This window comes from Mycolicibacterium wolinskyi (assembly GCF_002101965.1).
Lineage (GTDB): Bacteria > Actinomycetota > Actinomycetes > Mycobacteriales > Mycobacteriaceae > Mycobacterium > Mycobacterium wolinskyi.
Genome location: NZ_LQQA01000006.1, coordinates 219,732 through 243,488 on the forward strand (window position 1 = coordinate 219,732; position 23,757 = coordinate 243,488).

Genomic DNA, 23,757 nt, shown 5'->3' on the forward strand with positions numbered 1-23,757 from the left:
TGGGGTTCTTCGCCGTCGCCGCATTGTGGCTGTTCCTGACGGCCGATCAGGACCAGGCGCCCGACCGTTCGAACTCGGACAGCACCGCGGCAGGCCCGGAGGGGTCGAGCCCCTGGCTCGCGAGCCACTCGGCGTCGAAGTAGGTGTCCGCGTAGCGGTCGCCACTGTCGGCCAGCAGGGTCACCACCGACCCGCTGCGGCCGTGTTCGATCATCTCTGCCAGTAATCCGAACGCACCCCACAGATTGGTGCCGGTCGACGGTCCCACCCGGCGGCCCAGCACCGCGCTGACGTGGTGTGCCGCCGCGATCGATGCGGCGTCGGGAACCGCGATCATGCGGTCCACCACGTCGGGCAGAAACGACGGCTCGACTCGCGGACGGCCGATGCCCTCGATACGCGAGGACGCGCCCGTGACGACATCGTCGCGGCCCTGCGCATACGCGGGGAAGAAGGCCGAATTCTCGGGATCGACGACGCACAGCCGCGTCGCATGCCTGCGGTAGCGGATATAGCGGCCGATCGTCGCGCTCGTGCCGCCGGTGCCCGCCCCGACCACGACCCACTCCGGAATCGGATGCTTCTCCAGACGCATCTGTTCGTAGATCGACTCGGCGATGTTGTTGTTGCCGCGCCAGTCCGTTGCGCGTTCGGCATTGGTGAACTGGTCGAGGTAGTGCCCGCCGGTCTCCTCGGCCAGGCGCTGCGCCTCGGAGTACACCTGGGACGATTCGGCGACGAAATGGCAACGGCCACCTTGGGCTTCGATGAGCGCGATCTTCGACGCGCTGGTCGACGACGGCATCACCGCGATGAACGGCAGGCCGAGCAGCGCCGCGAAGTAGGCCTCGGAGACGGCCGTCGAGCCCGACGACGCTTCGATCACCGTCGTGTTCTCGCCGATCCAGCCGTTGCACAGCCCGTACAGGAACAGCGACCGCGCCAGCCGGTGCTTGAGGCTCCCGGTGATGTGGGTGGATTCGTCCTTGAGATAGAGCGCGACGTCGACGCCGTCGCACCACGCCGTCGGCAGCGGATACCGCAGCAGGTGGGTGTCGGCGCTGCGTTTGGCGTCGGCCTCGATCAGCCGTACCGCGTTGTCGACCCACTGTCGTGGCTGAGGGCGGGCGGCGTCGACGCTGATGTTGGAGGCCTGTGCGCTCACCGCGCCGATACGGTCGGCGAGGACTGCCCGGCGCGGGTCCCGACGTGGCCGCCTCCGGTGGGCGCGGCGACGAGGGTCAGCAGGGTCGCCTCCGGGCGGCAGCAGAACCGCACGGGGGCGAACGGCGACGTGCCGATGCCGGCCGAGACGTGCAGCTGCATGTTGGCGCCCCAGCGCGACGCGCCCTTGGCCCGCGACCGGTCGAGATCGCAGTTGGTGACGATCGCGCCGTAGAACGGCAGGCACAGCTGGCCGCCGTGTGTGTGCCCGGCCAGCACCAGCTGATAGCCGTCGGCGGCGAAGCGATCGAGCACGCGCGGTTCGGGGGAGTGCGTGAGGCCCAAGGTCAGGTTCGCGGCGGAATTGGCCTTGCCCGCGATGGTGTCGTAGCGGTCGCGCTTGAGGTGCGGGTCGTCGACGCCGGCGACCGCGATGTGCAGACCGGCGACGTCGACATCGCGACGTGTGTGGGTGAGGTCGAGCCAGCCCCGCTCGGTGAACGCCGCCCGCAGGTCCTGCCAGGGCAGCGGCTCGCCGTGTACGCGGTGCTGCGGATTGGTCACGTAGTTCAGCGGATTCTTGAGCCGCGGAGCGAAGTAGTCGTTGCTACCGAAGACGAACAGGCCGGGCACCGAGAGAAGATCGCCGAGTGACTGCACCACGGCAGGCACGGCCTTGGGGTGCGCCAGGTTGTCACCGGTGTTGACGACGAGATCGGGCTCAAGGCGCGCCAGGTCGCGCAACCAGGCCTGCTTGCGGCGCTGGCCCGGGCGCATGTGCAGATCGCTGAGGTGCAGCACACGCAGTGGCGATGAGCCCGGCGCCAGTACCGGCATGGTCGCCTCCCGGAGCACGAACGCGTTGCGTTCAATCAGGGACGCGTAGCCGACCCCGGCCACCAGTGAGCCGGCGGCGACGGCGGCTGTCTTCTTGACTACCGATGCGGCTGACATGCACGCAGCCTACTGCCACATGCTGTGGCTGACCGATTCTCGCAGCGTCAGCGTGGGCAACTGCACATCGCGACGCGGTGATCATGAAGGCTGATCACGGCGGCGGAGGCGGCGCCGGTGGCGGCGGCCCGAGAACCGGCACCGTGATGGGCGGCAGACCGGGGATGTTCACGACCGTCTGGCCGATCTCGGGCGGCGGACCGCCCGGGAAGCCGACCGGAGGCGGCGGCGGTGGCGGCGCGATGCCGTTGCTCAGCTGGATCGTGACGATGGAGCCGGGGATGGTCTGCCCACTCGGGTTGGTGCCGACGACCGTGCCGTAGCGCGAGCTGCTGTTGACCATGGCGGCCTGGTCGGCTACCTGGAAGCCGGCGTCGCGCAGCCGCTGACGGGCGGCGTTCTCGTCCAGGCCCGAGACGCTGGGCACCTGCGAACCCGGTCCGCCGTCGACGTAGCGCGGATCGGTGGGTGGCAGTGCGACCGGCCCGAAGCTGTTGGCGATCGGCTTCATCGCGGCGAACCAGGTGCGGGCCGGTTCGTTACCGCCGAACAGTCCACCCGATCCGCACTGGCGCAGCGGGAACGAGCAGAGCTCGCTCGGTTCGGTGGAGTCGTCGTAGATGTAGTTGGCCGCGGCGTACTGGTTGGTGAAGCCGAGGAATGCCGAGGAGCGGTTGGACTCGGTGGTGCCGGTCTTGCCCGACATCGGCAGATCCCAGCCGACCGACCCGGCGGCGGCCGCCGCGGTGCCCGGACTCTGGTCGTCCTTGCTGAGCGCGTTGGCGAGCGTGTTGGCCAGCCCCTCGGGAACGGCTTGCTCGCAGGTCTCGGTCGTCACCGACACGTCGTTGCCGTTGCGGTCGACCACCTGGGCGATCGGGCTCGGCGGGCACCAGGTCCCGCCCGACGCCAGCGTCGCGGCCACATTGGACAGCTCAAGGGCATTGACCTCGATGGGCCCGAGCGTGAACGAGCCGATGTTCTGCCGTTTGACGAAATCGGCCAGGCTCTCGTTGCTCTCGGGGTCGTAGTCGCGCGCCGTTCCCGGCAGTGCGTAGGACCGCAGGCCCAGCCGCACCGCCATGTCGACCGCGCGCTGCACGCCGACCTGCGAGATGAGTTTGGCGAACGCGGTGTTCGGTGACGTCGCCAGCGCATCGGTGACGTTCATCGACCCGCGGTATCCGCCGGCGTTGCTGACGCACCAGGTCGCCGCCGGGCAGCCGGGACGGTCGCTGCTGCCCAGGCCCTTCGCCTGGAACTGGGCCGGGACGGACAGCTGGGTGTTGATGCCCATGCCCATTTCCATGGCCGCGGCGACCGTGAAGATCTTGAACACCGATCCCGCACCGTTGCCCGCGAGGGAGAACGGCTGCGGCTGCATGGTCTCGCCCGCGTCGGTGTTGAGGCCGTAGGTCCGGTTGGACGCCATCGCCAGCACGGGGTGCGAATCCTTACCCGGTTTGACGACGCTCATGACGCTCGCGATGCCGTCGATGTCGGCAGGTGCGTACTGGTTGATCGCCGACTTGACGGTGGCCTGCACGTCGGGGTCGAGCGTCGTCCTGATGAGATAGCCGCCCTTGGCCACCTGCTCCTTGCTGATGCCGGCCCGCGCCAGATATTCGAGCGCGTAGTCGCAGAAGAACGCCCGGTCGCCTGCGGCGATGCAGCCACGGGGCAGTTCGTTGGGCTGGGGCAGGATGCCCAGCGGCTGCTCCTTGGCCGCCCGCAGCGCCTCGGCCTCCTGCGGGATGTTCTCGATCATGGTGTCCAGCACCAGGTTTCGCCGGGCCAGCGCACCGTCGGGATTGGTGTACGGGTTGAGCGCGCTCGTGGACTGCACCATGCCGGCCAGCAGCGCGGCCTGTTGCCAGTTGAGCTCGGAGGCGTTGACGCCGAAGTAGGTCTGCGCGGCGTCCTGAATGCCGTAGGAGCCGTTGCCGAACGACACCAGGTTCAGGTAGCGGGTGAGGATCTCCGGCTTGGTGAAGGTCTTGTCGAGCGTGAGCGCCATGCGGATCTCACGCAGCTTGCGCGCCGGGGTGGTCTCGATCGCGGCGCGCCGCTCGGCGTCGGTCTGTGCGATCACCAGCAGCTGGTAGTTCTTGACGTACTGCTGCTCGAGCGTCGAACCGCCGCGGGTGTCGAGGTCGCCGCGCATGTATCCGGCCAGGCCGGTCAGGGTGCCCTGCCAGTCCACGCCGTTGTGCTCGGCAAACCGTTTGTCCTCGATCGAGACGATGGCCAACTTCATGGTGTTGGCGATCTGCTCGCTGGGCACCTCGAACCGGCGTTGCGAATACAGCCACGCGATGGTGTTGCCCTTGGCGTCGACCATCGTCGACACCTGCGGTACCTCACCCTCGACCAGGGCCGCCGAACCGTTGGCAACCACATCGGAAGCCCGGTTGGACATCAGTCCGAATCCACCCACGACGGGGAACATCAAGGTGGCCGCGAGCACGCTGGCCAACAGGCAGCACCAAGCAAGCTTGATGACCGTGACCGCGGTTGGCGGTCGAGTCGGCGGCTCCGGCATGGCTACAGAGTAACGAGCTTGCTGAGGCCCTTTCCCGGCGAGCGGGTCCATCGCCTTATCAGAGTTCCCGCTGGAAAACGCCGACAACGGCCAGAAGGGGCGTCAGACGGCACGGTCGTCCCAAAAAAGTCGGTCGCAAACTGTTGCGTGAATACCCTCTGACCACCTAGCTTGGACACACAGTGCGATCCAGGTAACACACCTTGTCGCAATGTGGCGTAGATCGCATCCGCGTTCTACACCGGAGGGCTCGCAGCCCGCCATCAGGGGTAGATGGCTGGAACGAAGGGATCGCTGGTGTCAGGTACACGGACTGTCGCAGGCAAGATGAGCATTCCCACTCCGACCTCCAATTTGGTCCACAGCGGTGAAGCCGAAGCACGAATCGCATGGGTATCCCAGGCGCGATGCCGACAGGCGGATCCTGATGAATTGTTCGTGCGGGGGGCCGCGCAGCGTAAGGCCGCAGTTATCTGTCGGCACTGCCCGGTGATTCTGGAGTGCGGGGCCGACGCCCTCGACAACCGCGTGGAGTTCGGAGTGTGGGGAGGCATGACCGAACGGCAACGCCGTGCGCTGCTCAAGCAACACCCCGAGGTGAGCTCGTGGGCGGACTTCTTCGCCGCCCAGCGCAAACATCGAAGCGCCGTTTGAGCGAACTGCTCAGGCAGGTTCTGCGACGCCGGTGATCTGATCGGCGATCGCCCGCAGCGCTTCGAGGTCCGACACGTCGAACGGCAGTGACGGCACCCCGACGATCGCCACGTGCGGGTTGGCGCCGGTGAACCGCGACAGCAATCGCACCTCGCGCTTGGCCGTCTGTGCGCGGTCGGCGTGGATGCGCAGCACCGCGGCGGGCAGCGACTCCGGATCCTCGGCCGCGAGTTCGTCGGCGGCTTCTTCGGCCTTGTCGGCGTGCAGATCGCACAGTGTCGGGTGTGTGCGGTTGAGGATCAGCCCCGCCAGCGGCATGCGCTCGGTCGACAACCGGTCGACGAAGAACGACGCCTCGCGCAACGCGTCGGGCTCGGCGGCCGAGACCACGACGAACTGGGTGCCGCGGCGCTTGAGCAATTCGTAAGTGCGGTCGGCCTTTTCCCGGAAGCCGCCGAAGGTGGCGTCGAGTGACTGCACGAAACCTGCTGCGTCAGAAAGCATTTGCGAACCCAGCACGGTGGAGAGCGCTTTCATCGCGAGCCCGACGGCGCCGGTGACGAGCCGGCCGATGCCGCGGCCGGGAGCGAGCAGCATGCGCCACAACCGGCTGTCCATGAAGCTGCCCAACCGTTTTGGGGCGTCGAGGAAGTCCAGCGCGTTGCGCGACGGCGGCGTATCGACCACCACCAGATCCCACTTGTCCTCGGCCAGCAGCTGGCCGAGCTTTTCCATCGCCATGTACTCCTGCGTGCCGGCCAGCGACGTCGCCACGGTTTGGTAGAACTGGTTCTCCAGGATGGCGTCGGCACGATCCGGGCCGGAGTACTGGACCACCATCTCGTCGAACGTGCGACGCATGTCGAGCATCATCGCGTGCAGTTCACCGGTCACCTCGGGTGCGAGCGGAACCCGTTGCGGCGTATTGCCGAGGTCCTTGATGCCGAGTGCCTGGGCCAGCCGCTTGGCCGGGTCGATCGTGAGGACCACGACGGTGCGGCCGTACTCGGCGGCCCGCAGCGCCATCGCGGCTGCCGTGGTGGTCTTGCCGACTCCGCCTGCGCCGCAACACACTACGACGCGGTTGGCAGTGTCGGAGAGAATCGCGCCCATGTCGAGGGCCGGCGGTTTGGTGCTCACGCTTATCTGACCCCCTGGGCGGCAAGTTCTTCGGCGAGTTCGTACAGGCTGCCGAGGTCGACACCGTCGGTCAACGCGGGCAGTTCGAGGCGCGGTACGTCGAGCGTGTCGAGCACTTCGGCGCTCTCGCCACGGGCGGTGATCCGCGTCGCGTGCTGGATCGCCTCGGTGAGCAGACCGGCGAAGTCGTTGTCGGACAATGTGATTCCGGATTTGGCGAGGCCGGCGCGTACAGCGTCGGCGTCCACGTCGCCTTCGGCGGCCTTGGCCAGGTCCTCGGGCGCGAGGTAGGCCGGGATGTTGCGGTTGACGATCACACTGCCGATGGGCAGGCCGAGTTCGTTGAGCTCGTCGATGGCCTCCAGCGTCTCCTGGATCGGCAGCGCCTCGAGCAGCGTCACCAGGTGGATTGCGGTCTGCTCGGAGTGCAGCAGCTTGACGACGCCCTCGGCTTGCGAATGCACGGGCCCGCCCTTGGCGAGATCGGAGACCGCCTTGGTGACGTCGAGGAAGCGCGAGATGCGCCCGGTGGGCGGCGAATCGACGACGACCGCGTCGTAGGCGGTGCGCCCGGACTTGCCAGGCTTCGCGTCCTTGTTGCTTCTCACCACGATCTCTTTGATCTTGCCGGTGAGCAGCACGTCGCGCAGACCGGGTGCGATCGTGGTGGCGAACTCGATAGCGCCGATGCGGCGCATGGCCCGGCCCGCGAGGCCGAGGTTGTAGAACATGTCGAGGTATTCGAGGAACGCGGCCTCGATGTCGATGGCCAGTGCGTTGACCTGTCCGCCGCCCTCGGCGGTGGCGATCTTGACTTCTTCGTAGGGCAACGGCGGCACGTCGAAAAGCTGCGCGATGCCTTGGCGTTCCTCCACTTCGACGAGCAGCACCTTGCGGCCGCCCGCGGCCAGCGCTAGAGCCAACGCCGCGGCGATCGTGGATTTGCCGGTACCGCCCTTGCCGGTCACGAAATGCAGTCGCGCCTTCGTCAGCCGCGACGGCCAGCCGACATGTTTGGCGCCGCTCTCTGTGGTAGCCACCAGTGCATGCTAACCAAGCTTGCCCCGCCGACCGATAGGCTCGACCCATGACCGAACCGACCCGGTGGGAATACGCCACGGTGCCGTTGTTGACCCATGCCACCAAACAGATCCTCGACCAATGGGGAGCCGACGGATGGGAGCTTGTCTCCGTGCTCCCCGGGCCGACCGGTGAGCAGCACGTCGCCTACCTGAAGCGGGCCAAGTGAGCGCGCCGGCATGGTCTGAGCGATTGACCGAACTCGGCATCGAACTGCCCGAGGTGGTGGCGCCCCTCGCGGCCTATGTGCCCGCGGTGCGCACCGGCAATCTCGTCTACAGCTCGGGCCAGCTGCCCATCCAGGGCGGTGAACTGCTGGCGACCGGCAAGGTCGGTGCCGAGGTGAGTCCCGAGGACGCCAAGGCGCTCGCGCGGGTCTGCGCGCTCAACGCGCTCGCCGCGGTTCATGCCCTCGTTGGCGTCGATTCCGTCGTCAAGATCGTCAAGGTGGTCGGCTTCGTCGCGTCGGCTCCCGGATTCGGCGGCCAGCCCGGCGTCATCAACGGCGCGTCCGAACTCTTCGGTGAGATCTTCGGCGAGGCAGGTGCGCATGCCCGCTCCGCGGTCGGTGTTTCCGAGCTCCCGCGTAATACGCCGGTGGAAGTCGAGATCATCGCCGAGGTCGCGTGACCGCTGGGGCGGAGCTGCAGCACCCGGCCTACGGGTTGTTGAGGCCGGTCGTCGAAACAGACACGATGTCGGCCTCGGTGCTGCTGTGCAACAACCCGGGCCTGATGACGCTGGAGGGCACCAACACCTGGGTGTTGCGTGCCCCGGCCAGCGACGAGATGGTCGTGGTCGATCCGGGCCCCGACGATGACGAGCACATCGCCCGCGTCGCCGAACTGGGCAAGATCTCGCTCGTGCTCATCAGCCACAAGCACGAGGACCACACCGGGGGCATCGACAAGATCGTCGACCGCACCGGCGCAGTGGTCCGCTCGGTCGGCAGCGGATTCCTGCGCGGGCTGGGCGGCCCGCTCACCGACGGTGAGGTGATCGAGGCCGCCGGGCTGCGGATCACCGTGATGGCCACGCCCGGTCACACCGCCGACTCGTTGTCGTTCATCCTCGACGATGCGGTGCTGACCGCCGACACCGTGCTGGGCCGTGGCACGACCGTCATCGACTCCGAGGACGGCAGCCTGCGCGACTACCTGGATTCGCTGCACCGGCTCAAGGGTCTCGGAGCCCGCACCGTGCTGCCCGGACACGGTCCCGAACTCGACGACCTGGAGGCCGTGGCCGCGATGTATCTGGCGCATCGCGAAGAGCGGCTCGACCAGGTCCGCGGCGCGCTACGCGACCTTGGCGAGGACGCGAGCGCCCGCCAGGTCGTCGAGCACGTGTACACCGACGTCGACCAGAAACTGTGGGACGCCGCCGAGTGGAGCGTCCAAGCCCAGCTCGATTACCTGCGCGGCTGACCAAACTATTCAGGCCGCCAACTTTCGTCGGCGGCCTGAAAGTGCGCTTCGGGTAGGCGAGCTATCGCGCGCGCCGCGCCAACCGCTCGCTGTCGGAGATCAGCACGCTCTTGCCCTCCAGCCGGATCCAGCCGCGGTGGGCGAAGTCGGCCAGTGCCTTGTTGACGGTCTCGCGGGAGGCGCCGACGAGCTGAGCGATCTCCTCCTGCGTGAGGTCGTGCGTCACGCGCAGCGCGCCGCCCTCCTGGGTGCCGAACCGCTGTGCCAGCTGCAGCAGCTGCTTGGCGACGCGACCGGGCACGTCGGTGAAGATCAGATCGGCCAGGTTGTTGTTCGTGCGGCGCAGGCGGCGGGCGAGCACACGCAGGAGCTGTTCGGCGATCTCGGGCCGGTCGGCGATCCACGCGCGCAGCGCGTCACGGTCCATCGACACCGCGCGTACCTCGGTGATCGTGGTGGCGCTCGACGTCCGGGGGCCCGGGTCGAAGATCGACAGCTCACCGAACATGTCCGACGGACCCATGATGGTCAGCAGGTTCTCACGGCCGTCCGGCGAGCGGCGGCCGATTTTCACCTTGCCGGAGATGATGATGTACAGCCGGTCGCCGGGCTCGCCCTCGGCGAACACGGTGTGCCCGCGCGGGAAGTCGACGGGCTGCAACTGCTTGGTCAGCGCCGATACGGCGGTGGGTTCGACTCCCTGGAAGATTCCGGCCCTGGCCAGGATCTCGTCCACGTTGCCCCTCTTAAGCTATTGGGTGGTAGTTACCTCAAACTGATAATTCCTGATCAGTCTAGAGGTATGCGGTTTTACGACTAGCTCACGCTACACACGATTGGCATGTCGAGTCGCCCGAAACTCCGGATTTATCGTGTGCTCGACGTACCGCAGCGTCGGCAAACGGTCACTGTCGAGGTCTGCGGGCAAGGTTTGAACGACTGCGGGCGGCGGCTGCGGGCGCCGTTGCACACCGCGGGCAGGAGTTCGTTCGCGGGCCAGGCCGGCCTCGAGTCGGTCGAGCCCGAACGTCGCCAGCATGAGCAACCCTGGGATGAGCGCCACCAGCAACCACGACACAAGGCAGTAGTAAACACGCCGGAGGTCTCAGCGGGGTCACGAATTGTCACCGGTCGGATCCGCGGTTTGTCGGCGCCGATCAGTACGCTGACATGCGTGACAGCGGGTGCCGCCCGAGCGGGGAAGACAGCGCGTCCCAAGAAATGGGATACCGAGACACACCTCGGCCTGGTTCGTCGTGCCCGCCGGATGAATCGTGAACTGGCCAAGGCCTTTCCGCACGTGTACTGCGAACTGGATTTCACCAACCCGCTCGAGCTCGCGGTGGCCACGATCCTGTCCGCGCAGAGTACGGACAAGCGGGTGAACCTCACGACGCCCGCGTTGTTCAAGAAGTACCGCACCGCGCTGGACTACGCGCAGGCCGATCGCACCGAGATGGAGGAGCTGATCCGGCCGACGGGCTTCTACCGGAACAAGACCACGTCGCTGATCCGGCTCGGGCAGGAACTGGTCGCCCGGTTCGACGGCGAGGTGCCGAACAATCTCGACGATCTGGTGACGCTGCCCGGCATCGGCCGCAAGACCGCCAACGTCATCTTGGGCAATGCGTTCGACATCCCGGGCATCACCGTCGACACCCATTTCGGCCGGCTGGTCCGCCGATGGCGCTGGACGGCCGAGGAAGATCCCGTGAAAGTCGAGTTCGCGGTCGGTGAGCTCATCGAGCGCAGCGAGTGGACCCTGCTCAGCCATCGCGTGATCTTCCACGGCAGGCGCGTGTGCCACGCACGTAAACCCGCGTGCGGCATATGCGTGCTGGCCAAGGACTGCCCGTCCTACGGCACCGGCCCCACCGATCCGCCGACCGCCGCGGCGCTGGTCAGAGGCCCCGAAACCGAGCATCTGCTGGCGCTGGCCGGGTTGTGAGCGTTTCGGCCCGCTGGACAGCAGCGGTGTTGGTGGTCCTGGTGGCGCTGGGCGCGGCGTTCTGGCTCGAGCTGCGCGACGATCCGTCGGCCACGCCCGGGACCGGGCCCGCCACCGCGCGCGATCACCGCGACGCCGACACCCCCGAGGCACTCGAAGGCCCCCGCGCCCGCGCCGACCTCCCGCCCTGTCCCGGCCCGGGGACGGGTCCCGGCCCGGAGGCTTTGCGCGGGATCACGCTGGAATGCGCGGGTGACGGCAAGCCCGTCGACGTGGCCGCTGCGCTCGCCGGTCGGGCGGTCGTGCTGAATTTGTGGGCCTACTGGTGCGGGCCGTGCGCCGACGAGTTGCCCGCGATGGCCGAATACCAACGCAGAAACCCCGACGTGCTGGTCCTGACCGTGCACCAGGACGAGAACGAGACGGCCGCGTTGATCCGGCTGGCAGAACTCGGCGTGCGCCTGCCGACGGTGCAGGACGGGCGCAGGCTCGTCGCGGCCGCGCTCAAGGTGCCCAACGTCATGCCTGCGACCGTGGCCCTGCGTCCGGACGGTAGCGTTGCCGAAATCCTGCCCCGCTCGTTCGTCAGCGCCGACGAGATCGCGGCGGCGGTCGATGACAAGATTCGCCCGAGTCGACAGGAGCATGCGGGGTGAGTTCGAGGCCCGACGGGCTGCGGCCCGATGCTGCCCCGGCGTGGCTCAAGCCGCTCGTCGACAATCTCGACGGCGTGCCGCGCGCCTATCGCCGTCGGGTGCCGCCCGATGTGCTCGCGACGATAGTCGAGGCGAACAATCAGGCCGCGCAGGCCGGTGCGCGCCGCGACGCCGCCGTTCTGGTCTTGTTCTCCGGTCCGCCCGATGCGCCGCCGGGAACGCTGCCCGACGATGCCGACCTGTTGGTCACCGTGCGGGCCTCGACACTGCGCCACCACGCCGGGCAGGCCGCCTTCCCCGGCGGGGCCACCGATCCGGAAGACACCGGGCCGGTGTCGACGGCGTTCCGGGAAGCCACCGAGGAGACCGGCATCGACACCGGACGGCTCTACCCGCTGGCCACGCTGGAGCGCATGTTCATCCCGCCGTCGGGTTTCCATGTGGTCCCGGTACTCGCGTATTCGCCCGATCCCGGCCCGGTGGCCGTCGTCGACGAATCCGAGACAGCGGTCGTGGCACGCGTTCCGGTGCGGGCATTCGTCAATCCGGAGAATCGGCTCATGGTCTACCGCGACGCCAACACAAGCCGTTTCGCCGGGCCGGCATTCCTGCTCAACGAGATGTTGGTGTGGGGTTTCACCGGTCAGGTCATCTCGGCAATCCTCGATGTCGCGGGCTGGGCAAAACCGTGGAACACCGACGATGTACGTGAACTCGACGCCGCAATGGCGCTCGTCGGGCACGAGAACGGCTACGGTGAAGCCCACCGTGGAACTGGAATTTGATGACACCTTCTCTTTGGCTTGATTTCGCCGTCCTGGCCATCGGCTTCGTCGCGGCCATCTCGGGCTGGCGCTCCGGGGCGCTCGGCTCGCTGATGTCGTTCATCGGCGTCGTGCTCGGCGCCGTGGCCGGGGTGCTGCTGGCACCGCACGTGATTCCGCACATCAGTGGTGACCGGACCAAGCTGTTCGCGACGTTGTTCCTTATCCTCGCGCTCGTCGTGGTAGGCGAGATCGCCGGCGTCGTGCTGGGCCGCGCGGTGCGTGGCACCATCCGCAATCGTGTGCTGCGGGTGTTCGACTCTGCGGTCGGGGTCAGCCTGATGCTCGTCGCGGTGCTGGTGGCCGCCTGGCTGCTGGGAAGTTTGCTCACGTCGTCGGATCAGCCGAACCTCGCCGCGGCGGTCAAGGGTTCGCGCGTGCTGACCGAGGTCGACAAGGTCGCGCCGAGTTGGCTGCGCTCGGTGCCCAACCGGCTGTCGGGCCTGCTGGACACCTCGGGCCTGCCCGACGTGCTCGAGCCGTTCGGCCGCACGCCGATCGTCAACGTCGACGCCCCCGACGCCGCGCTGGCCACCGACGCCGTCGTGGCCGCGACGCGGCCCAGTGTCGTCAAGATCCGCGGTATCGCGCCGAGCTGCCAGAAGGTGCTGGAGGGCAGCGGATTCGTGGTGGCACCCAACCGCGTGATGTCCAACGCGCACGTGGTGGCCGGGGCCGACAGCGTGACCGTTGAGGTCGACGGGCAGACGTACGACGCGGGCGTGGTGTCCTACGACCCCAACGCCGACATCTCGATCCTCGACGTGCCGAACCTGCCGTCGACGCCGCTGCCGTTCGCCGAGGACCCTGCGCCGCAGGGCACCGATGCGGTCGTGATGGGCTTCCCGGGCGGCGGCGATTTCCTCGCCACCCCAGCGCGGGTGCGCGAGATCATCGAGCTCAACGGTCCCGACATCTATCGGACCACCACCGTCACGCGCGAGGTCTACACCGTCAGGGGCACGGTGCGCCAAGGCAATTCGGGTGGGCCGATGATCAACCGCAGCGGCAAGGTGCTCGGCGTGGTGTTCGGTGCCGCGGTCGACGATGTCGACACCGGCTTCGTGCTGACCGCCAAGGAGGTGGAGCGTCAGCTCGCCAAGATCGGCAACACGCAGCGCGTCGCCACCGGGACGTGCATCAACTCCTGATCAGCTGCGGTGCACCTGGGACAGGAATCGCCCCAGCTGCTCGTTGACCGCGTCGGGTTCTTCCTCGTGGCCGAAATGGCCGGCGCCCGTGATCGATACGTAGCGGCCGTGCGGCGCGTAATGCTGGGTGCGGTACACCGGGTCGGCGAGCACGTACGGGTCGGCGTCGCCACGCAGATGCAGGACGGGCACGTTGACGGGGCGTTTCATCGACCTCATGAACCGCCGGCCTTCCCCGCGCAGCTGGCTGCGCACGGCCCAGCGCTGATATTCCAGGGCCGAATGCGCCGCACCCGGTATCTGGATGGCCTTGCGGACGTGTCGCATCGTTTCGGAGAAATCCTGAGTGGCTTGCCATTTCGCGCCGGCCCGGCTGCGGACGAGCCTTTCGAGTTCGGCGGCATCGTGACGGGTGAGGGCATGCTCGGGCCACATGGGCACCTGGTAGCGCAGCATCCACGGCAGCAGGGCCCGGCCCTGGTCGCGTCGGGTGAGCACCGACGCGCGCAACGCGATCGGATGCGGTGAGCTGACCACGGCGATCGCGCGCACCACGCGGGGATGCAGCAGGGCCGTCGCCCAGCAGACGAGTCCGCCGTCGGCGTGACCCACGAGTGTCGCGGTCTTGTGCCCGAGCGCGCGTACCAGCCCGGCCGTGTCGCCGGCCAGCGTCCAGCCGTCGTAGCCGCGGGGCGGTTTGTCGCTGCCGCCGTAGCCGCGCAGGTCCACCGCGACCACACGAGCACCGTGCAGCGCCTCCAATTGATGGCGCCACGACCACCAGAAGGAGCCGAAGCCGTGCAGCAGGATGACCAGCGGCCGGTCAGTGCCGGCCACCGCACCCGAATCTTCGCCCTCCACGACATGGAACCGAATGCCGTTCGCGTGCACCTGCAGATGACGCCATGGCCCGTCGATGCGGGTGATCGACGGGTCAGGTGGCGGCATTACCAGCCTGACGGGTCGGTGGCGGGCCGCTGGCCTGCCCCGATCGCGGGGTTCTTGTCGTGGCCGGGAGTCAGCGCTTCACGCGTCTCCTTGACCGACTCGATGGTTTGCCGAGGCCCGCGGATGCGTCGCACCTTGAGATAGCCGAACACCGCGAGCGCGGCGGTGACCAGCACCATGATGCCGAACACGATCAGGAACGCCACCCAGCGCCACAGCCACGTGTCGAGCAGTTCGGCCAGGAAGAAGAAGAAAAAGAACGTCGAGTAGAACAGCACCACCAGGGCCGCGATGAAGAAGACGCTGCCGGTGAGACCCTTCTTGACGTCACGGGTGATTTCGGCTTTCGCCAGCTCGACCTCGGCGCGCACGAGCGTGGACACCTGTGCGGTGGCATCTTTGACCAGATCCCCGATCGACGGGTCCGGCTTCGGGGCGTGCGGATCTACCAACGGAATCGAGGTCACCGTCGCCGGAACGCCGTTCTTGCGGTCGCCAATGCTCACGGAAACTTCCTCCCCGGATCCAATGCGTTATCGCGGTTCATGTTGCCATGCGGGCGCGAGGTAAGAGATCCCGGCCAGCGAACCGGTCCCAAGTAGACTGCCGATATTCCCTTGGGTTACGCGGGTCGGGCGCGTCGATTGGAGGACACTTGGCGACCAGGCGCCGCTGGCAGTTGCTCGTTGGTGCACCGATCATGGCTCTCGTCGCGATGCTGACTCCCGGTATTGCGCACGCCGAACCGCCGGTCGTCCTGGGCGGAGGCTCGGGGATCATCGTGAACGGCGAGTCGTTCTGCACGCTCACCACGATCGGCCACGACAACGCGGGCCGGCTCATCGGCTTCACGTCGGCGCACTGCGGCGGTCCCGGTGCCACGGTCGCCGCGGAAAGCGCCCAGAACGCGGGCGTGCTGGGCACCATGGTGGCCGGTAACGACGCGCTGGACTATGCAGTGATCCAGTTCGACCCGGCGAAGGTCACGCCGACCAAGAACGTCAACGGTTTCCAGATCGACGGCCTCGGGCCCGATCCGGTGTTCGGCGAGGTCGCCTGCAAGCTGGGCCGCACCACAGGCTATTCATGTGGCGTGACGTGGGGGCCCGGCAAGGATCCGGGCACGATCGTCAATCAGGTGTGCGGCCAGCCGGGGGATTCCGGCGCCCCGGTGACCGTCAACAACCGACTCGTCGGCATGATCCACGGCGCTTTCACCGAGGACCTGCCGACCTGCGTCGTGAAATTCGTGCCCCTGCACACCCCGGCCGTCACGATGTCGTTCAACACCCAGCTGGCCGACATCACGGCCAAGAACCGACCGGGAACGGGTTTCGTCCCGGTCGGTTGACCCGGCTGCGCTACTTGCTGGCCCGGATCGCCTCGAACACGCTCGGGTCGACCAGTGTCGAGGTGTCACCGAGTTCGCGGCCCTCGGCCACGTCGCGCAGCAGGCGACGCATGATCTTGCCGCTGCGGGTCTTGGGCAGTTCGGGCACGACGTGGATCTCGCGTGGCTTGGCGATCGGCGAAATCTCCTGCGCCACTTGCGCGCGCAGTTCTTCGACCATGGTCTCGGTTCCGCCGTGGGCACTGGCCTTGAGGATGACGAACGCGCAGATCGCCTGACCAGTGGTGTCGTCGGACGCGCCGACCACGGCCGCCTCGGCCACGCCGGAGTGGCCCACGAGCGCCGACTCCACCTCGGCGGTCGAGATCCGGTGGCCCGACACGTTCATGACGTCGTCGATGCGGCCCAGCACCCAGATGTTGCCGTCGGAGTCGTAGCGCGCGCCGTCACCGGCGAAGTACCAGCCCTGCTCGGCGAATCGCGACCAGTACGTGTCCTTGAATCGCTGCGGGTCACCCCAGATCCCGCGCAGCATCGACGGCCACGGCTTGTCGAGCACCAGGTACCCGGTGACGTGCTCGGCTTCGTCGGCGCCGGGCACCAGATCGTTGCCGTCGTCGTCGACGATCTTGGCCGAGATGCCGGGCAGCGGGGTCATGGCCGAACCGGGCTTTGCCGCGGTCACGCCGGGCAGCGGCGAGATCATGATGGCCCCGGTCTCGGTCTGCCACCAGGTATCGACGATCGGAGTCTTGTTGGCGCCGAACGCTTCCCGGTACCACCGCCAGGCCTCGGGGTTGATCGGCTCACCGACCGAGCCGAGCAGCCGCAGGCTCGACAGGTTGTGCTCGGCCGGGATCTGGCGGCCCAGCTTCATGAACGTGCGGATCAGCGTGGGCGCCGTGTAATAGATTGTGACACCGTACTTTTCGATGACCTCGAAATGGCGGTGCTCGGTCGGTGACGTCGGGGTGCCCTCGTAGACCACCTGGGTGACGCCGTTGGACAGCGGCCCGTAGACGATGTAGGTGTGGCCGGTGACCCAGCCGATATCGGCTGTGCACCAATACACGTCGGTCTCGGGCTTGACGTCGAACACGTTGTGGTGGGTGTAGGACGACTGCGTCAGGTAGCCGCCCGAGGTGTGCACGATGCCCTTGGGCTTGCCGGTCGTGCCGGAGGTGTAGAGCAAGAACAGCGGCTGCTCGGAGTCGAACGCCTCGGGGGTGTGGTCGGTCGAGGCCGGATCGACGGTCTCGTGCCACCACAGGTCGCGGCCCTCGGTCCAGGCGACGTCGATGCCGGTGCGCCGCACCACAAGCACGTTCTGAACCGACTTCTGGCCTTCAACAGCTTCGTCGACCGCAGTCTTGAGCGAGGCGGCCTTGCCGCGCCGATACTGGCCGTCGGTCGTGATGACGAGCTTGGCCTCGGCGTCCTCGATACGTGCCTTGAGGGCCGACGCGGAAAAGCCCGCGAACACGACGCTGTGCATGACGCCCAGGCGTGCGCACGCGAGCATGGCCACGATGGCCTCGGGCACCATCGGCATGTAGATCGCGACACGGTCGCCGGCGACCAGGCCGAGATCGGTCAGCGCGTTGGCCGCCTTGCAGACCTCGTCTTTGAGCTCGGCGTAGGTGAGCGAGCGGCTGTCGCCGACCGGCTCACCCTCCCAGTGAATGGCCACCCGGTCGCCGTTGCCCGCTTCGACATGGCGGTCGACGCAGTTGTAGGCGACGTTGAGCTTGCCGCCCACGAACCACTTCGCGAACGGGGCGTCCGACCAGTCCAGTACCTCGGTGAACGGGGTCTGCCATGTCAGCCGGTTGGCTTGCTTCTCCCAGAACGCCAGCCGATCCTTTTCGGCCTCGGCATACAACTCGCCCGTCGCGTTGGCATTGGCCGCGAAATCGGCAGGCGGCGGATAGGCTGACGGAACTTCGGCGTGCGTCACTGACGGGTTCGACATGGTTGTGAGCCTAGTCACCAAACGTTGCACTGGCGTTGGGACCTCACATGCCGGTTGCCGGACGGCGCTCCTGCTGCGATGAACGGTTGGAGATCGTGAGTTCAGCGGTCGGCTAGCGTGACCGTTATGACCGACGAGCGCTCGCGCGAGGAGTCGACAAGCAGCGATCCACTAGCGCCGCTCGTCGCTCTGCCAGGGGTGGCGGCCGCCAGTGACGAGGCGCGCGACGCGCTGGGCCGGGCGCATCGCCACAAGGTGAATCTGCGGGGCTGGCCGCAGACCGCCGCCGAGGCGGCGCTGCGGGCCGCGAAGGCGTCGGCGGTTCTCGACGGCGGGTCGATCCTTCCGGTGGGCAGGAGCGCAGCGACCGGGGGATCGGCACTGTCCGAAGACGGCGGGCCCGATCCGGTGACCGCGGGTGCGATCCGGGTGGCCGAAGCGCTTGAGGGCGGTGCGACCAGTCTGGTGGGGGTGTGGCAGCGCGCGCCGCTGCAGGCGCTGGCCCGGCTGCATGCCCTCGCGGCCGCCGACCTCGCCGACGACGAACATCTCGGCCGTCCCCGCACCGACCCCGAGGTCGGTCCCCGGCTGGAACTCTTGACCGAGATGTTGACCGGTGGCTCGCGCGTGCCCGCGCCGATCCTGGCGGCGGTCGCCCACGGCGAACTGCTCACGTTGGCGCCGTTCGGATCCGCGGACGGCGTGGTGGCCCGGGCGGTGTCGCGGCTCGTGACGATCGCCAGCGGCCTCGACCCGCACGGTCTCGGTGTGCCCGAGGTGCATTGGATGCGCAAGTCCGGTGACTACCGCGCGGCCGCGCGTGGATTCGCCGCGGGCACGTCGGACGGGTTGACGGCCTGGCTGCTGCTCAGCTGTGAGGCCCTGCACGCCGGCGCGCGCGAGGCGCTGCAGATCGCGCAGGCCTCGCTCGACCGACCCGGCTAGTCCGGCACTCGCTCGACCCGGCCCACCAGCAGCACGTAGCTCGCGATGCCGATCGCGGTCACCACCGACATGTAGACGAAGCCCGGCGCGAAGCTCTCGTCGGTGACCAACAGGCCGATGATGATCGGTGTGGCGATCGACGACAGATTGCCGATGAAGTTGAACATGCCACCGGTGAGGCCGAGCAGACGCTTCGGCGCCAGGGCCGACACCAGAGACCATGTGATCGATGCCAGGCCGTTGCCGAAGAACGCGATCGACAGGAACAAGACCACCATGGCGGTCGAGTCGGTGAAGTTCGCGCCGAGCATCGCCATGGTCAGCAGCAACCCGGTGATGATCGGGCCTTTGCGCGCTGCTCCCAGCGAAACACCTTGCCGCAGCAGGAAATCGGAGAAGACACCGGAGAACAGCACCCCGACGAGGGCCGCGATGAACGGCAGCGACGCCAGGAATCCCGTCTTGATGTAGTCCATGTCGCGGTACTCGACCAGATAGGTCGGGAACCAGGTCAGGAAGAACCACAGCGTCGAGGTCAGGCAGAACTGACCGAGGTAGATGCCCCACAGCTTGCGCCTGCCGAGCACCGTCGCGATGTCGGCACGGGTCACCGCCGCGCGTTGCGGTTGATCGTCGACGACATCGACGAGCCCGCCGCCGCTTTCGATGAGCTCGATCTCGGCGTCGTTGGCACGGGATTCGCGCGGTTCGCGGTAGCTGAGGTACCAGATCGCCGCCCACACCACGCCGATCGCGCCCGTCACGATGAACACCCAATGCCAGCTCAGCACCGACTGCAGCCACGACAGGACCGGGGTCAGCAGCGCCAGGCCGATGAACTGGCCCGACGTGTAGAAGCCGATCACCGAGGCCCGCTCGCGTTCGGGGAACCATGCCGTCGCGACGCGGTTGTTGATCGGGTAGGCCGGCGCCTCGAAGATGCCGACGAGCAGGCGCAGCGCGATGAGCGCGACGAAGCCGCCGATGACACCCATGAACAGCGTGGCAAACGACCAGAGCACCAGGCACAGGGGATAGAGGACACGCGGCTTCACGCGATCCACGAGCCATCCGCCCGGGATCTGCAGTGCGGCGTAGGTCCAACCGAACGCGCTCAGCAGCAGGCCCTGTTGTGCCTTGGACAGGTCCATCTCGTCGGCGATCGCCGGCATCGCGATCGACAGGTTCGCGCGGTCCATGTAGTTGATCACCACGGTGACGAACAGCAGTACCGCGATGAGCCACCGCGCCCGCGATGCCTGAGTGGCCAGACTCGGGGCCTCTGCGGTTTTGTTCTGCGTCATGTGCCTCACCACTCCGCTACGGATCCGTCGGTGTGGCGCCACACGGGATTGCGCCATCGATGTCCCTCCGCCGCCCGTTCGGCCACGTACTCTTCGTTGATCTCGATGCCGAGGCCGGGCCCGGACGGGATCCGCACCTGGCCGTCGGAGTAGGTGAACACGGCCGGGTCGACGAGATAGTCGAGCAGATCGTTGGTCGTGTTGTAGTGAATGCCCAGGCTCTGCTCCTGGATGGTGGCGTTGTAGCAGCCGGCGTCGATCTGCAGGCAGGCCGCCAGTGCGATCGGGCCCAGCGGGCAGTGCAGCGCGAGCGCGACGTCGTACGCCTCGGCCATGTGCGCGATCTTGCGGGCTTCGGTGATGCCGCCGCAGTGCGACGGATCCGGCTGGATGATGTCGACCGCACCCGACGCCAGGATGGTCTTGCAGTCCCAGCGTGAGAACAGTCGCTCACCGAGCGCGATCGGGATGGGGGACTGGCGCAGCACATCGACGAACCCGTCGACGTGTTCACTGAGCACGGGTTCCTCGACGAACATCAGCCGGTACGGCTCCAGTTCGCGCAACAGGACTTTCGCCATCGGCTTGTGCACCCGGCCATGGAAGTCCACGCCGATGCCGATGTTCGGGCCGACCGCATCGCGCACGGCGGCGACGCTGGCCACCGCGCGGTCCACCTTCTCCCACGAGTCGACGTACTGCATCTCCTCGGTGCCGTTCATCTTGACCGCGGCGAAGCCGAGATCGACCACTTCCTTTGCGGCCCTCGCGGTTTCGGCCGGTCGGTCGCCGCCGATCCAGGAGTAGACCTTGATGCGGTCGCGGACACGGCCGCCGAGCAGCTCGTACGTCGGCACCCCGAAGGCCTTGCCCTTGATGTCCCACAGGGCCTGATCGATGCCCGCGAGCGCACTCATGTGGATGCCGCCGCCGCGGTAGAACCCGCCCCGGTACAGCACTGTCCAGATGTCCTCGATCTGCGCCGGGTCCTGGCCGATCAGATAGTCGGAGAGTTCTTCGACGGCGGCCGCGACGGTCGCGGCACGGCCCTCCAACACCGGCTCACCCCAGCCGACCAGCCCGTCGTCGGTCTCGATCCGCAGGAACAACCACCGCGGCGGCACGGTGTAAGTCGTCACCGATTTGATCTTCATCGGAGGGTCCTCTCTGCCTTCGACCAGATGTTCTGCAGGGTGCGGGCGCGTCGGCCGACCTCGGCGGCGTCGTCTCCCGGGCGGTAAAGATTCGTGCCGAGGCCCGCGCCACCGGCACCGGCCGTGGCCCAGTCGGCCAGGTTGTGCTCGTCGACACCGCCGACGGGCAGCATCTCGACGTCGGTCGGCAGCACCGCGCGCCACGCCTTCATGCCGGAGATGCCGACGGCGTCGGACGGGAACAGCTTGAGGCTGCGGGCGCCTGCGGCGACGGCGCGGAACGCTTCGGTCGGTGTCGCCACCCCGGGATACGGGCGCAGGCCCCGGGTTGCCGCAGCCGAGATCACGTCGGGATCGGCATTGGGGGCGACGATGATTCGCGCTCCCGCGTCTTGTGCCCGGGCGACGTCGTCGACAGTGAGCACCGTTCCCGCGCCGACCGCGCATGCGGTGGGCGTCGCGGCGGCCAGGCGCTCGATGGAATCGAAGGGTTGCGGCGAGTTCAGCGGCACCTCGATCGCGGTGAAGCCGGCCTCGACCAGGGCGCTGCCGACGGCGAGCACCTCGTCCGGGGTGATGCCGCGCAGAATGGCCACCAGCCCGGTTGGCTTGTCGTTCATGAAACCTCCTCGATGCGCTGGGCATTGGGGTCGGCCGGGCTGAGCAGCCCGGCGTCGACGGCGACGGTCCAAAGGCCGCGTGCTGCCGCTTCCTCGGTGACCGACGCGGCGGGGCGTACGTTGTGGCGCGCGAGTGCGGACTCGTACCGACGGCACAGGGCGGGATTGCCGCACAGGATGATTCGCTGTTCGCCGAGATTCTCGGGCAGCAGGTGCGCGACCTCGTCGGCGATGAGCAAGCCGGACACGTAGTCGGCCAATGCGGCGGCTTCGAGCTGATCTTCGAGCACAAGCGCACGCGCGCCGAACAGCGCGCTGGACAATCCACGCGACCGGTCGGCATCGAGCCCGCGGGCGAAGGCGGCGTCGGCGGTCCCGGCGGTGGCGGTGCGGGCCAGGATCCCGTGGTGCATGAGCAGCCCGTACAGTTCGCCGGTCATGGCCGTACTGAACGAGATGACCTGTCGGTCAGAGATTTTCACCCATTTCGTGTGGGTCCCGGGCAGCACGATGAGTTGTTCGCCTGCCGGTTGGTCGAGCATCTCCATGATGCCGATCAGCTGTGTTTCCTCGCCGCGCATGACGTCGGCGGGGTTGCCGGTCCCGTCGTGCTCGACACGCAGCCCGGGGATCAAGTGCAGGATCCCGTGCTCGTGGGGCACGGGCGTCATCGATTGGGCGTCGATCACGAGCGCGGTCGGCACGGTCAGATAGCCGGCTTCACGCCAGCCCTGCGCGCTTCCCACCATGCCGCACGCGATCGCGGGCAGGCCCGGATAGTCCTGCAGCCAGTCGGCGCAGATGTCGGCGAAGGCGGTCGCGTAGTCGCGGGCCCGGGTCTGGGCATCCGCACCCGCAGTCACGTTGAGCAGCCCGCTACCGCGCTGACGTGCGTCGACGATGCGCGCGTCGTCGGCCAACAGCCACGCCCGCAGGGCCGAGGTGCCCCAATCCAGGGCGATCAGCCGGGGGGACGTGTTGTGCATCACAAGGAGCAGAATGCGGAAGCGGTCCCAAAATTTCCAACAGCGTCCCTATATATGGGACGCTGTTGGCATGAACGCACCCACGGACATCCCGCCCGGCACGCAGACGCTGGCCCGCGGGCTGTCGGTGATCCGGATCGTCGCTGATGGCGCGCGCGATCTGCGCACGCTGGTCGAACGCACGGGCCTCGGCCGCAGCACGACGCACCGCCTGGTGCAACTGCTGGTGCGCGAAGAGTTCTTGCGTCACGGTGACGGCGGATACACGCTCGGCCCGGCGCTGATCGAACTCGGATTCAAGGCACTGCACGGCAATCCGCTGCCGGTTGTCGCGCGTCCCGTGCTCGAGGAATTGTCGGAACAAGTGCACGACACGGTCCATCTCGGTGTGATCGACGGCGACTCGGTGCTGTACCTCGACAAGCTGCCAGGAACTCGTGGTGCGGAGATGCGCTCCCGGATCGGGCACCGCATGCCGCTGACGCGCACCGGCGTGGGCATGGCTCTGCTGCTCGACTCGCCGGACCGGTGGGAAACGCTCTATGTCCTCGACGCCGACCGGGTGCCTGCGCCGGTGACGGCCAAGCGTGCCGACGGGTCCGAGTTCTGCACCCGCATGCACGCCTACGCGAAGATGGGCGCCGCCATGGACCTCGAGGACAATGAGCCCGGCATCCGGTGTGTCGCTGCCCCGGTGCGCGACGCGTCGAAGGCCATCGTCGGCGCGATCAGTGTTTCGGCGACCCGGCCGTACATGCCGGCCGCCCGGATGCGTGGTCTGGTTCCCGTCGTGCGGCGTGCCGCCGGTCGTATCTCATCGGCCATGGGCTACCGCGACGGGCCGCAGTCTTAGAAGACCCCCAGCAACGCGAAGCGGGCGGCGCTCCGAACGATGTTCGGCTCGCCGCCCGCTAGCACGGATACCCGGTTACCAAGC

25 protein-coding genes are annotated in these 23,757 nt (G+C 67.7%); 11 read left to right on the forward strand and 14 right to left on the reverse strand.

Going from position 1 to position 23,757, the window contains the following annotated elements; translation table 11 throughout:
* Positions 1 to 46: 46 nt before the first annotated feature.
* From cds1 to ponA2, 3 genes are all read right to left on the reverse strand, one after another.
* A complete protein-coding gene (cds1, locus tag AWC31_RS04835; RefSeq protein ID WP_085143427.1) occupies positions 47 to 1,144 on the reverse strand; it encodes an L-cysteine desulfhydrase Cds1 in 1,098 nt (365 codons plus the stop codon).
* Positions 1,145 to 1,161: 17 nt separating this feature from the next.
* Positions 1,162 to 2,118, reverse strand: a complete 957-nt coding sequence (locus tag AWC31_RS04840; protein WP_067850360.1) for a metallophosphoesterase — start codon at positions 2,116 to 2,118, stop codon at positions 1,162 to 1,164.
* A gap of 94 nt (positions 2,119 to 2,212) precedes the next feature.
* Positions 2,213 to 4,660 carry a transglycosylase/D,D-transpeptidase PonA2 gene (gene ponA2, locus AWC31_RS04845; RefSeq protein ID WP_067850358.1) on the reverse strand — a complete coding sequence of 816 codons (2,448 nt, stop codon included), beginning with the start codon at positions 4,658 to 4,660 and terminating at the stop codon, positions 2,213 to 2,215.
* A 327-nt stretch (positions 4,661 to 4,987) separates the two neighbouring features.
* Between ponA2 and AWC31_RS04850 the strand changes: the two genes are divergently transcribed.
* The gene (locus AWC31_RS04850; protein WP_067850356.1) at positions 4,988 to 5,314 is read left to right on the forward strand and encodes a WhiB family transcriptional regulator; all 327 of its coding nucleotides are present in this window, start codon (positions 4,988 to 4,990) and stop codon (positions 5,312 to 5,314) included.
* Between the two features lie 9 nt (positions 5,315 to 5,323).
* Here the strand turns inward: AWC31_RS04850 and bagB are convergent, their stop codons facing one another.
* A complete protein-coding gene (bagB, locus tag AWC31_RS04855; protein ID WP_085143189.1) occupies positions 5,324 to 6,454 on the reverse strand; it encodes an ATPase BagB in 1,131 nt (376 codons plus the stop codon).
* Positions 6,455 to 6,456: 2 nt separating this feature from the next.
* Complete coding sequence (gene bagA, locus AWC31_RS04860; RefSeq protein ID WP_207626298.1) at positions 6,457 to 7,497, reverse strand: ATPase BagA; 1,041 nt, start codon at positions 7,495 to 7,497, stop codon at positions 6,457 to 6,459.
* A 44-nt stretch (positions 7,498 to 7,541) separates the two neighbouring features.
* Between bagA and AWC31_RS36725 the strand changes: the two genes are divergently transcribed.
* From AWC31_RS36725 to AWC31_RS04870, 3 genes are all read left to right on the forward strand, one after another.
* Positions 7,542 to 7,703 (forward strand): Sp36 family protein, encoded by a 162-nt coding sequence (locus AWC31_RS36725; RefSeq protein WP_110774909.1) that lies wholly within the window; start codon positions 7,542 to 7,544, stop codon positions 7,701 to 7,703.
* Positions 7,700 to 8,164, forward strand: a complete 465-nt coding sequence (locus AWC31_RS04865) for a RidA family protein (RefSeq protein WP_085143193.1) — start codon at positions 7,700 to 7,702, stop codon at positions 8,162 to 8,164. Before AWC31_RS36725 ends, AWC31_RS04865 begins: the two co-directional genes overlap by 4 nt.
* 65 nt (positions 8,165 to 8,229) lie before the next feature.
* Positions 8,230 to 8,961 carry an MBL fold metallo-hydrolase gene (locus AWC31_RS04870; RefSeq protein WP_085143428.1) on the forward strand — a complete coding sequence of 244 codons (732 nt, stop codon included), beginning with the start codon at positions 8,230 to 8,232 and terminating at the stop codon, positions 8,959 to 8,961.
* Between the two features lie 61 nt (positions 8,962 to 9,022).
* Here AWC31_RS04870 and crp read toward each other — a convergent pair whose 3' ends face one another.
* The gene (gene crp, locus AWC31_RS04875; protein WP_003883807.1) at positions 9,023 to 9,697 is read right to left on the reverse strand and encodes a cAMP-activated global transcriptional regulator CRP; all 675 of its coding nucleotides are present in this window, start codon (positions 9,695 to 9,697) and stop codon (positions 9,023 to 9,025) included.
* A 90-nt stretch (positions 9,698 to 9,787) separates the two neighbouring features.
* On the reverse strand, positions 9,788 to 10,039 hold the full coding sequence (locus tag AWC31_RS38250; protein ID WP_067850346.1) for a hypothetical protein: 252 nt from the start codon (positions 10,037 to 10,039) through the stop codon (positions 9,788 to 9,790).
* Between the two features lie 96 nt (positions 10,040 to 10,135).
* On the opposite strand from AWC31_RS38250, the gene nth reads away from it, so the two are divergent.
* Genes nth through marP form a run of 4 tightly spaced genes read left to right on the forward strand, consistent with a single transcriptional unit; the run spans position 10,136 to position 13,540 of the window.
* Positions 10,136 to 10,909 (forward strand): endonuclease III, encoded by a 774-nt coding sequence (nth, locus tag AWC31_RS04885; RefSeq protein ID WP_084356652.1) that lies wholly within the window; start codon positions 10,136 to 10,138, stop codon positions 10,907 to 10,909.
* Positions 10,906 to 11,565, forward strand: coding sequence for a TlpA family protein disulfide reductase (locus AWC31_RS04890; protein WP_085143195.1), 660 nt, complete (start codon positions 10,906 to 10,908; stop codon positions 11,563 to 11,565). Before nth ends, AWC31_RS04890 begins: the two co-directional genes overlap by 4 nt.
* Positions 11,562 to 12,350 carry an NUDIX hydrolase gene (locus tag AWC31_RS04895; protein ID WP_085143197.1) on the forward strand — a complete coding sequence of 263 codons (789 nt, stop codon included), beginning with the start codon at positions 11,562 to 11,564 and terminating at the stop codon, positions 12,348 to 12,350. Before AWC31_RS04890 ends, AWC31_RS04895 begins: the two co-directional genes overlap by 4 nt.
* Positions 12,350 to 13,540 carry an acid resistance serine protease MarP gene (marP, locus tag AWC31_RS04900; RefSeq protein WP_067850338.1) on the forward strand — a complete coding sequence of 397 codons (1,191 nt, stop codon included), beginning with the start codon at positions 12,350 to 12,352 and terminating at the stop codon, positions 13,538 to 13,540. Before AWC31_RS04895 ends, marP begins: the two co-directional genes overlap by 1 nt.
* Here the strand turns inward: marP and AWC31_RS04905 are convergent, their stop codons facing one another.
* On the reverse strand, positions 13,541 to 14,488 hold the full coding sequence (locus AWC31_RS04905) for an alpha/beta fold hydrolase (protein ID WP_085143199.1): 948 nt from the start codon (positions 14,486 to 14,488) through the stop codon (positions 13,541 to 13,543). It lies immediately after the preceding gene.
* Positions 14,488 to 14,994: a phage holin family protein gene (locus AWC31_RS04910; RefSeq protein ID WP_067850333.1), complete on the reverse strand. Its 507-nt coding sequence runs from the start codon at positions 14,992 to 14,994 to the stop codon at positions 14,488 to 14,490. Before AWC31_RS04910 ends, AWC31_RS04905 begins: the two co-directional genes overlap by 1 nt.
* A 194-nt stretch (positions 14,995 to 15,188) precedes the next feature.
* Between AWC31_RS04910 and AWC31_RS04915 the strand changes: the two genes are divergently transcribed.
* A complete protein-coding gene (locus AWC31_RS04915; protein WP_085143429.1) occupies positions 15,189 to 15,839 on the forward strand; it encodes a S1 family peptidase in 651 nt (216 codons plus the stop codon).
* A gap of 10 nt (positions 15,840 to 15,849) precedes the next feature.
* Here AWC31_RS04915 and acs read toward each other — a convergent pair whose 3' ends face one another.
* Positions 15,850 to 17,811 carry an acetate--CoA ligase gene (gene acs, locus AWC31_RS04920; protein ID WP_085143201.1) on the reverse strand — a complete coding sequence of 654 codons (1,962 nt, stop codon included), beginning with the start codon at positions 17,809 to 17,811 and terminating at the stop codon, positions 15,850 to 15,852.
* A 126-nt stretch (positions 17,812 to 17,937) separates the two neighbouring features.
* Here acs and AWC31_RS04925 point away from each other — a divergent pair, with 126 nt between their 5' ends.
* A complete protein-coding gene (locus tag AWC31_RS04925; RefSeq protein WP_085143203.1) occupies positions 17,938 to 18,756 on the forward strand; it encodes a Fic family protein in 819 nt (272 codons plus the stop codon).
* On the opposite strand, the gene AWC31_RS04930 is transcribed toward AWC31_RS04925, so the two are convergent.
* From AWC31_RS04930 to AWC31_RS04945, 4 genes are read right to left on the reverse strand one after another with little or no spacing between them, the layout of a single operon-like run.
* The gene (locus tag AWC31_RS04930) at positions 18,753 to 20,060 is read right to left on the reverse strand and encodes an MFS transporter (protein WP_085143205.1); all 1,308 of its coding nucleotides are present in this window, start codon (positions 20,058 to 20,060) and stop codon (positions 18,753 to 18,755) included. The two genes, AWC31_RS04925 and AWC31_RS04930, sit on opposite strands and share 4 nt — an antisense overlap.
* A 5-nt stretch (positions 20,061 to 20,065) precedes the next feature.
* Complete coding sequence (gene dgoD, locus AWC31_RS04935) at positions 20,066 to 21,214, reverse strand: galactonate dehydratase (protein ID WP_085143207.1); 1,149 nt, start codon at positions 21,212 to 21,214, stop codon at positions 20,066 to 20,068.
* The gene (locus AWC31_RS04940) at positions 21,211 to 21,834 is read right to left on the reverse strand and encodes a 2-dehydro-3-deoxy-6-phosphogalactonate aldolase (protein ID WP_085143209.1); all 624 of its coding nucleotides are present in this window, start codon (positions 21,832 to 21,834) and stop codon (positions 21,211 to 21,213) included. Before AWC31_RS04940 ends, dgoD begins: the two co-directional genes overlap by 4 nt.
* Complete coding sequence (locus tag AWC31_RS04945; RefSeq protein WP_085143430.1) at positions 21,831 to 22,820, reverse strand: 2-dehydro-3-deoxygalactonokinase; 990 nt, start codon at positions 22,818 to 22,820, stop codon at positions 21,831 to 21,833. Before AWC31_RS04945 ends, AWC31_RS04940 begins: the two co-directional genes overlap by 4 nt.
* A gap of 70 nt (positions 22,821 to 22,890) precedes the next feature.
* On the opposite strand from AWC31_RS04945, the gene AWC31_RS04950 reads away from it, so the two are divergent.
* Positions 22,891 to 23,673 carry an IclR family transcriptional regulator gene (locus tag AWC31_RS04950; protein WP_085143211.1) on the forward strand — a complete coding sequence of 261 codons (783 nt, stop codon included), beginning with the start codon at positions 22,891 to 22,893 and terminating at the stop codon, positions 23,671 to 23,673.
* The last annotated feature ends 84 nt before the right edge of the window (positions 23,674 to 23,757 follow it).

Coding starts and splice junctions, on each gene's coding strand:
- AWC31_RS04840 (WP_067850360.1), bottom strand. CDS start 2,118: ATGTCAGCCGCATCGGTAGTCAAGAAGACAGCCGCCGTCGCCGCCGGC.
- ponA2 (WP_067850358.1), bottom strand. CDS start 4,660: ATGCCGGAGCCGCCGACTCGACCGCCAACCGCGGTCACGGTCATCAAG.
- AWC31_RS04850 (WP_067850356.1), top strand. CDS start 4,988: ATGAGCATTCCCACTCCGACCTCCAATTTGGTCCACAGCGGTGAAGCC.
- AWC31_RS36725 (WP_110774909.1), top strand. CDS start 7,542: ATGACCGAACCGACCCGGTGGGAATACGCCACGGTGCCGTTGTTGACC.
- AWC31_RS04870 (WP_085143428.1), top strand. CDS start 8,230: ATGTCGGCCTCGGTGCTGCTGTGCAACAACCCGGGCCTGATGACGCTG.
- marP (WP_067850338.1), top strand. CDS start 12,350: ATGACACCTTCTCTTTGGCTTGATTTCGCCGTCCTGGCCATCGGCTTC.
- AWC31_RS04905 (WP_085143199.1), bottom strand. CDS start 14,488: ATGCCGCCACCTGACCCGTCGATCACCCGCATCGACGGGCCATGGCGT.
- AWC31_RS04915 (WP_085143429.1), top strand. CDS start 15,189: ATGGCTCTCGTCGCGATGCTGACTCCCGGTATTGCGCACGCCGAACCG.
- acs (WP_085143201.1), bottom strand. CDS start 17,811: ATGTCGAACCCGTCAGTGACGCACGCCGAAGTTCCGTCAGCCTATCCG.
- AWC31_RS04925 (WP_085143203.1), top strand. CDS start 17,938: ATGACCGACGAGCGCTCGCGCGAGGAGTCGACAAGCAGCGATCCACTA.
- AWC31_RS04930 (WP_085143205.1), bottom strand. CDS start 20,060: ATGACGCAGAACAAAACCGCAGAGGCCCCGAGTCTGGCCACTCAGGCA.
- dgoD (WP_085143207.1), bottom strand. CDS start 21,214: ATGAAGATCAAATCGGTGACGACTTACACCGTGCCGCCGCGGTGGTTG.
- AWC31_RS04940 (WP_085143209.1), bottom strand. CDS start 21,834: ATGAACGACAAGCCAACCGGGCTGGTGGCCATTCTGCGCGGCATCACC.
- AWC31_RS04945 (WP_085143430.1), bottom strand. CDS start 22,820: ATGCACAACACGTCCCCCCGGCTGATCGCCCTGGATTGGGGCACCTCG.
- AWC31_RS04950 (WP_085143211.1), top strand. CDS start 22,891: ATGAACGCACCCACGGACATCCCGCCCGGCACGCAGACGCTGGCCCGC.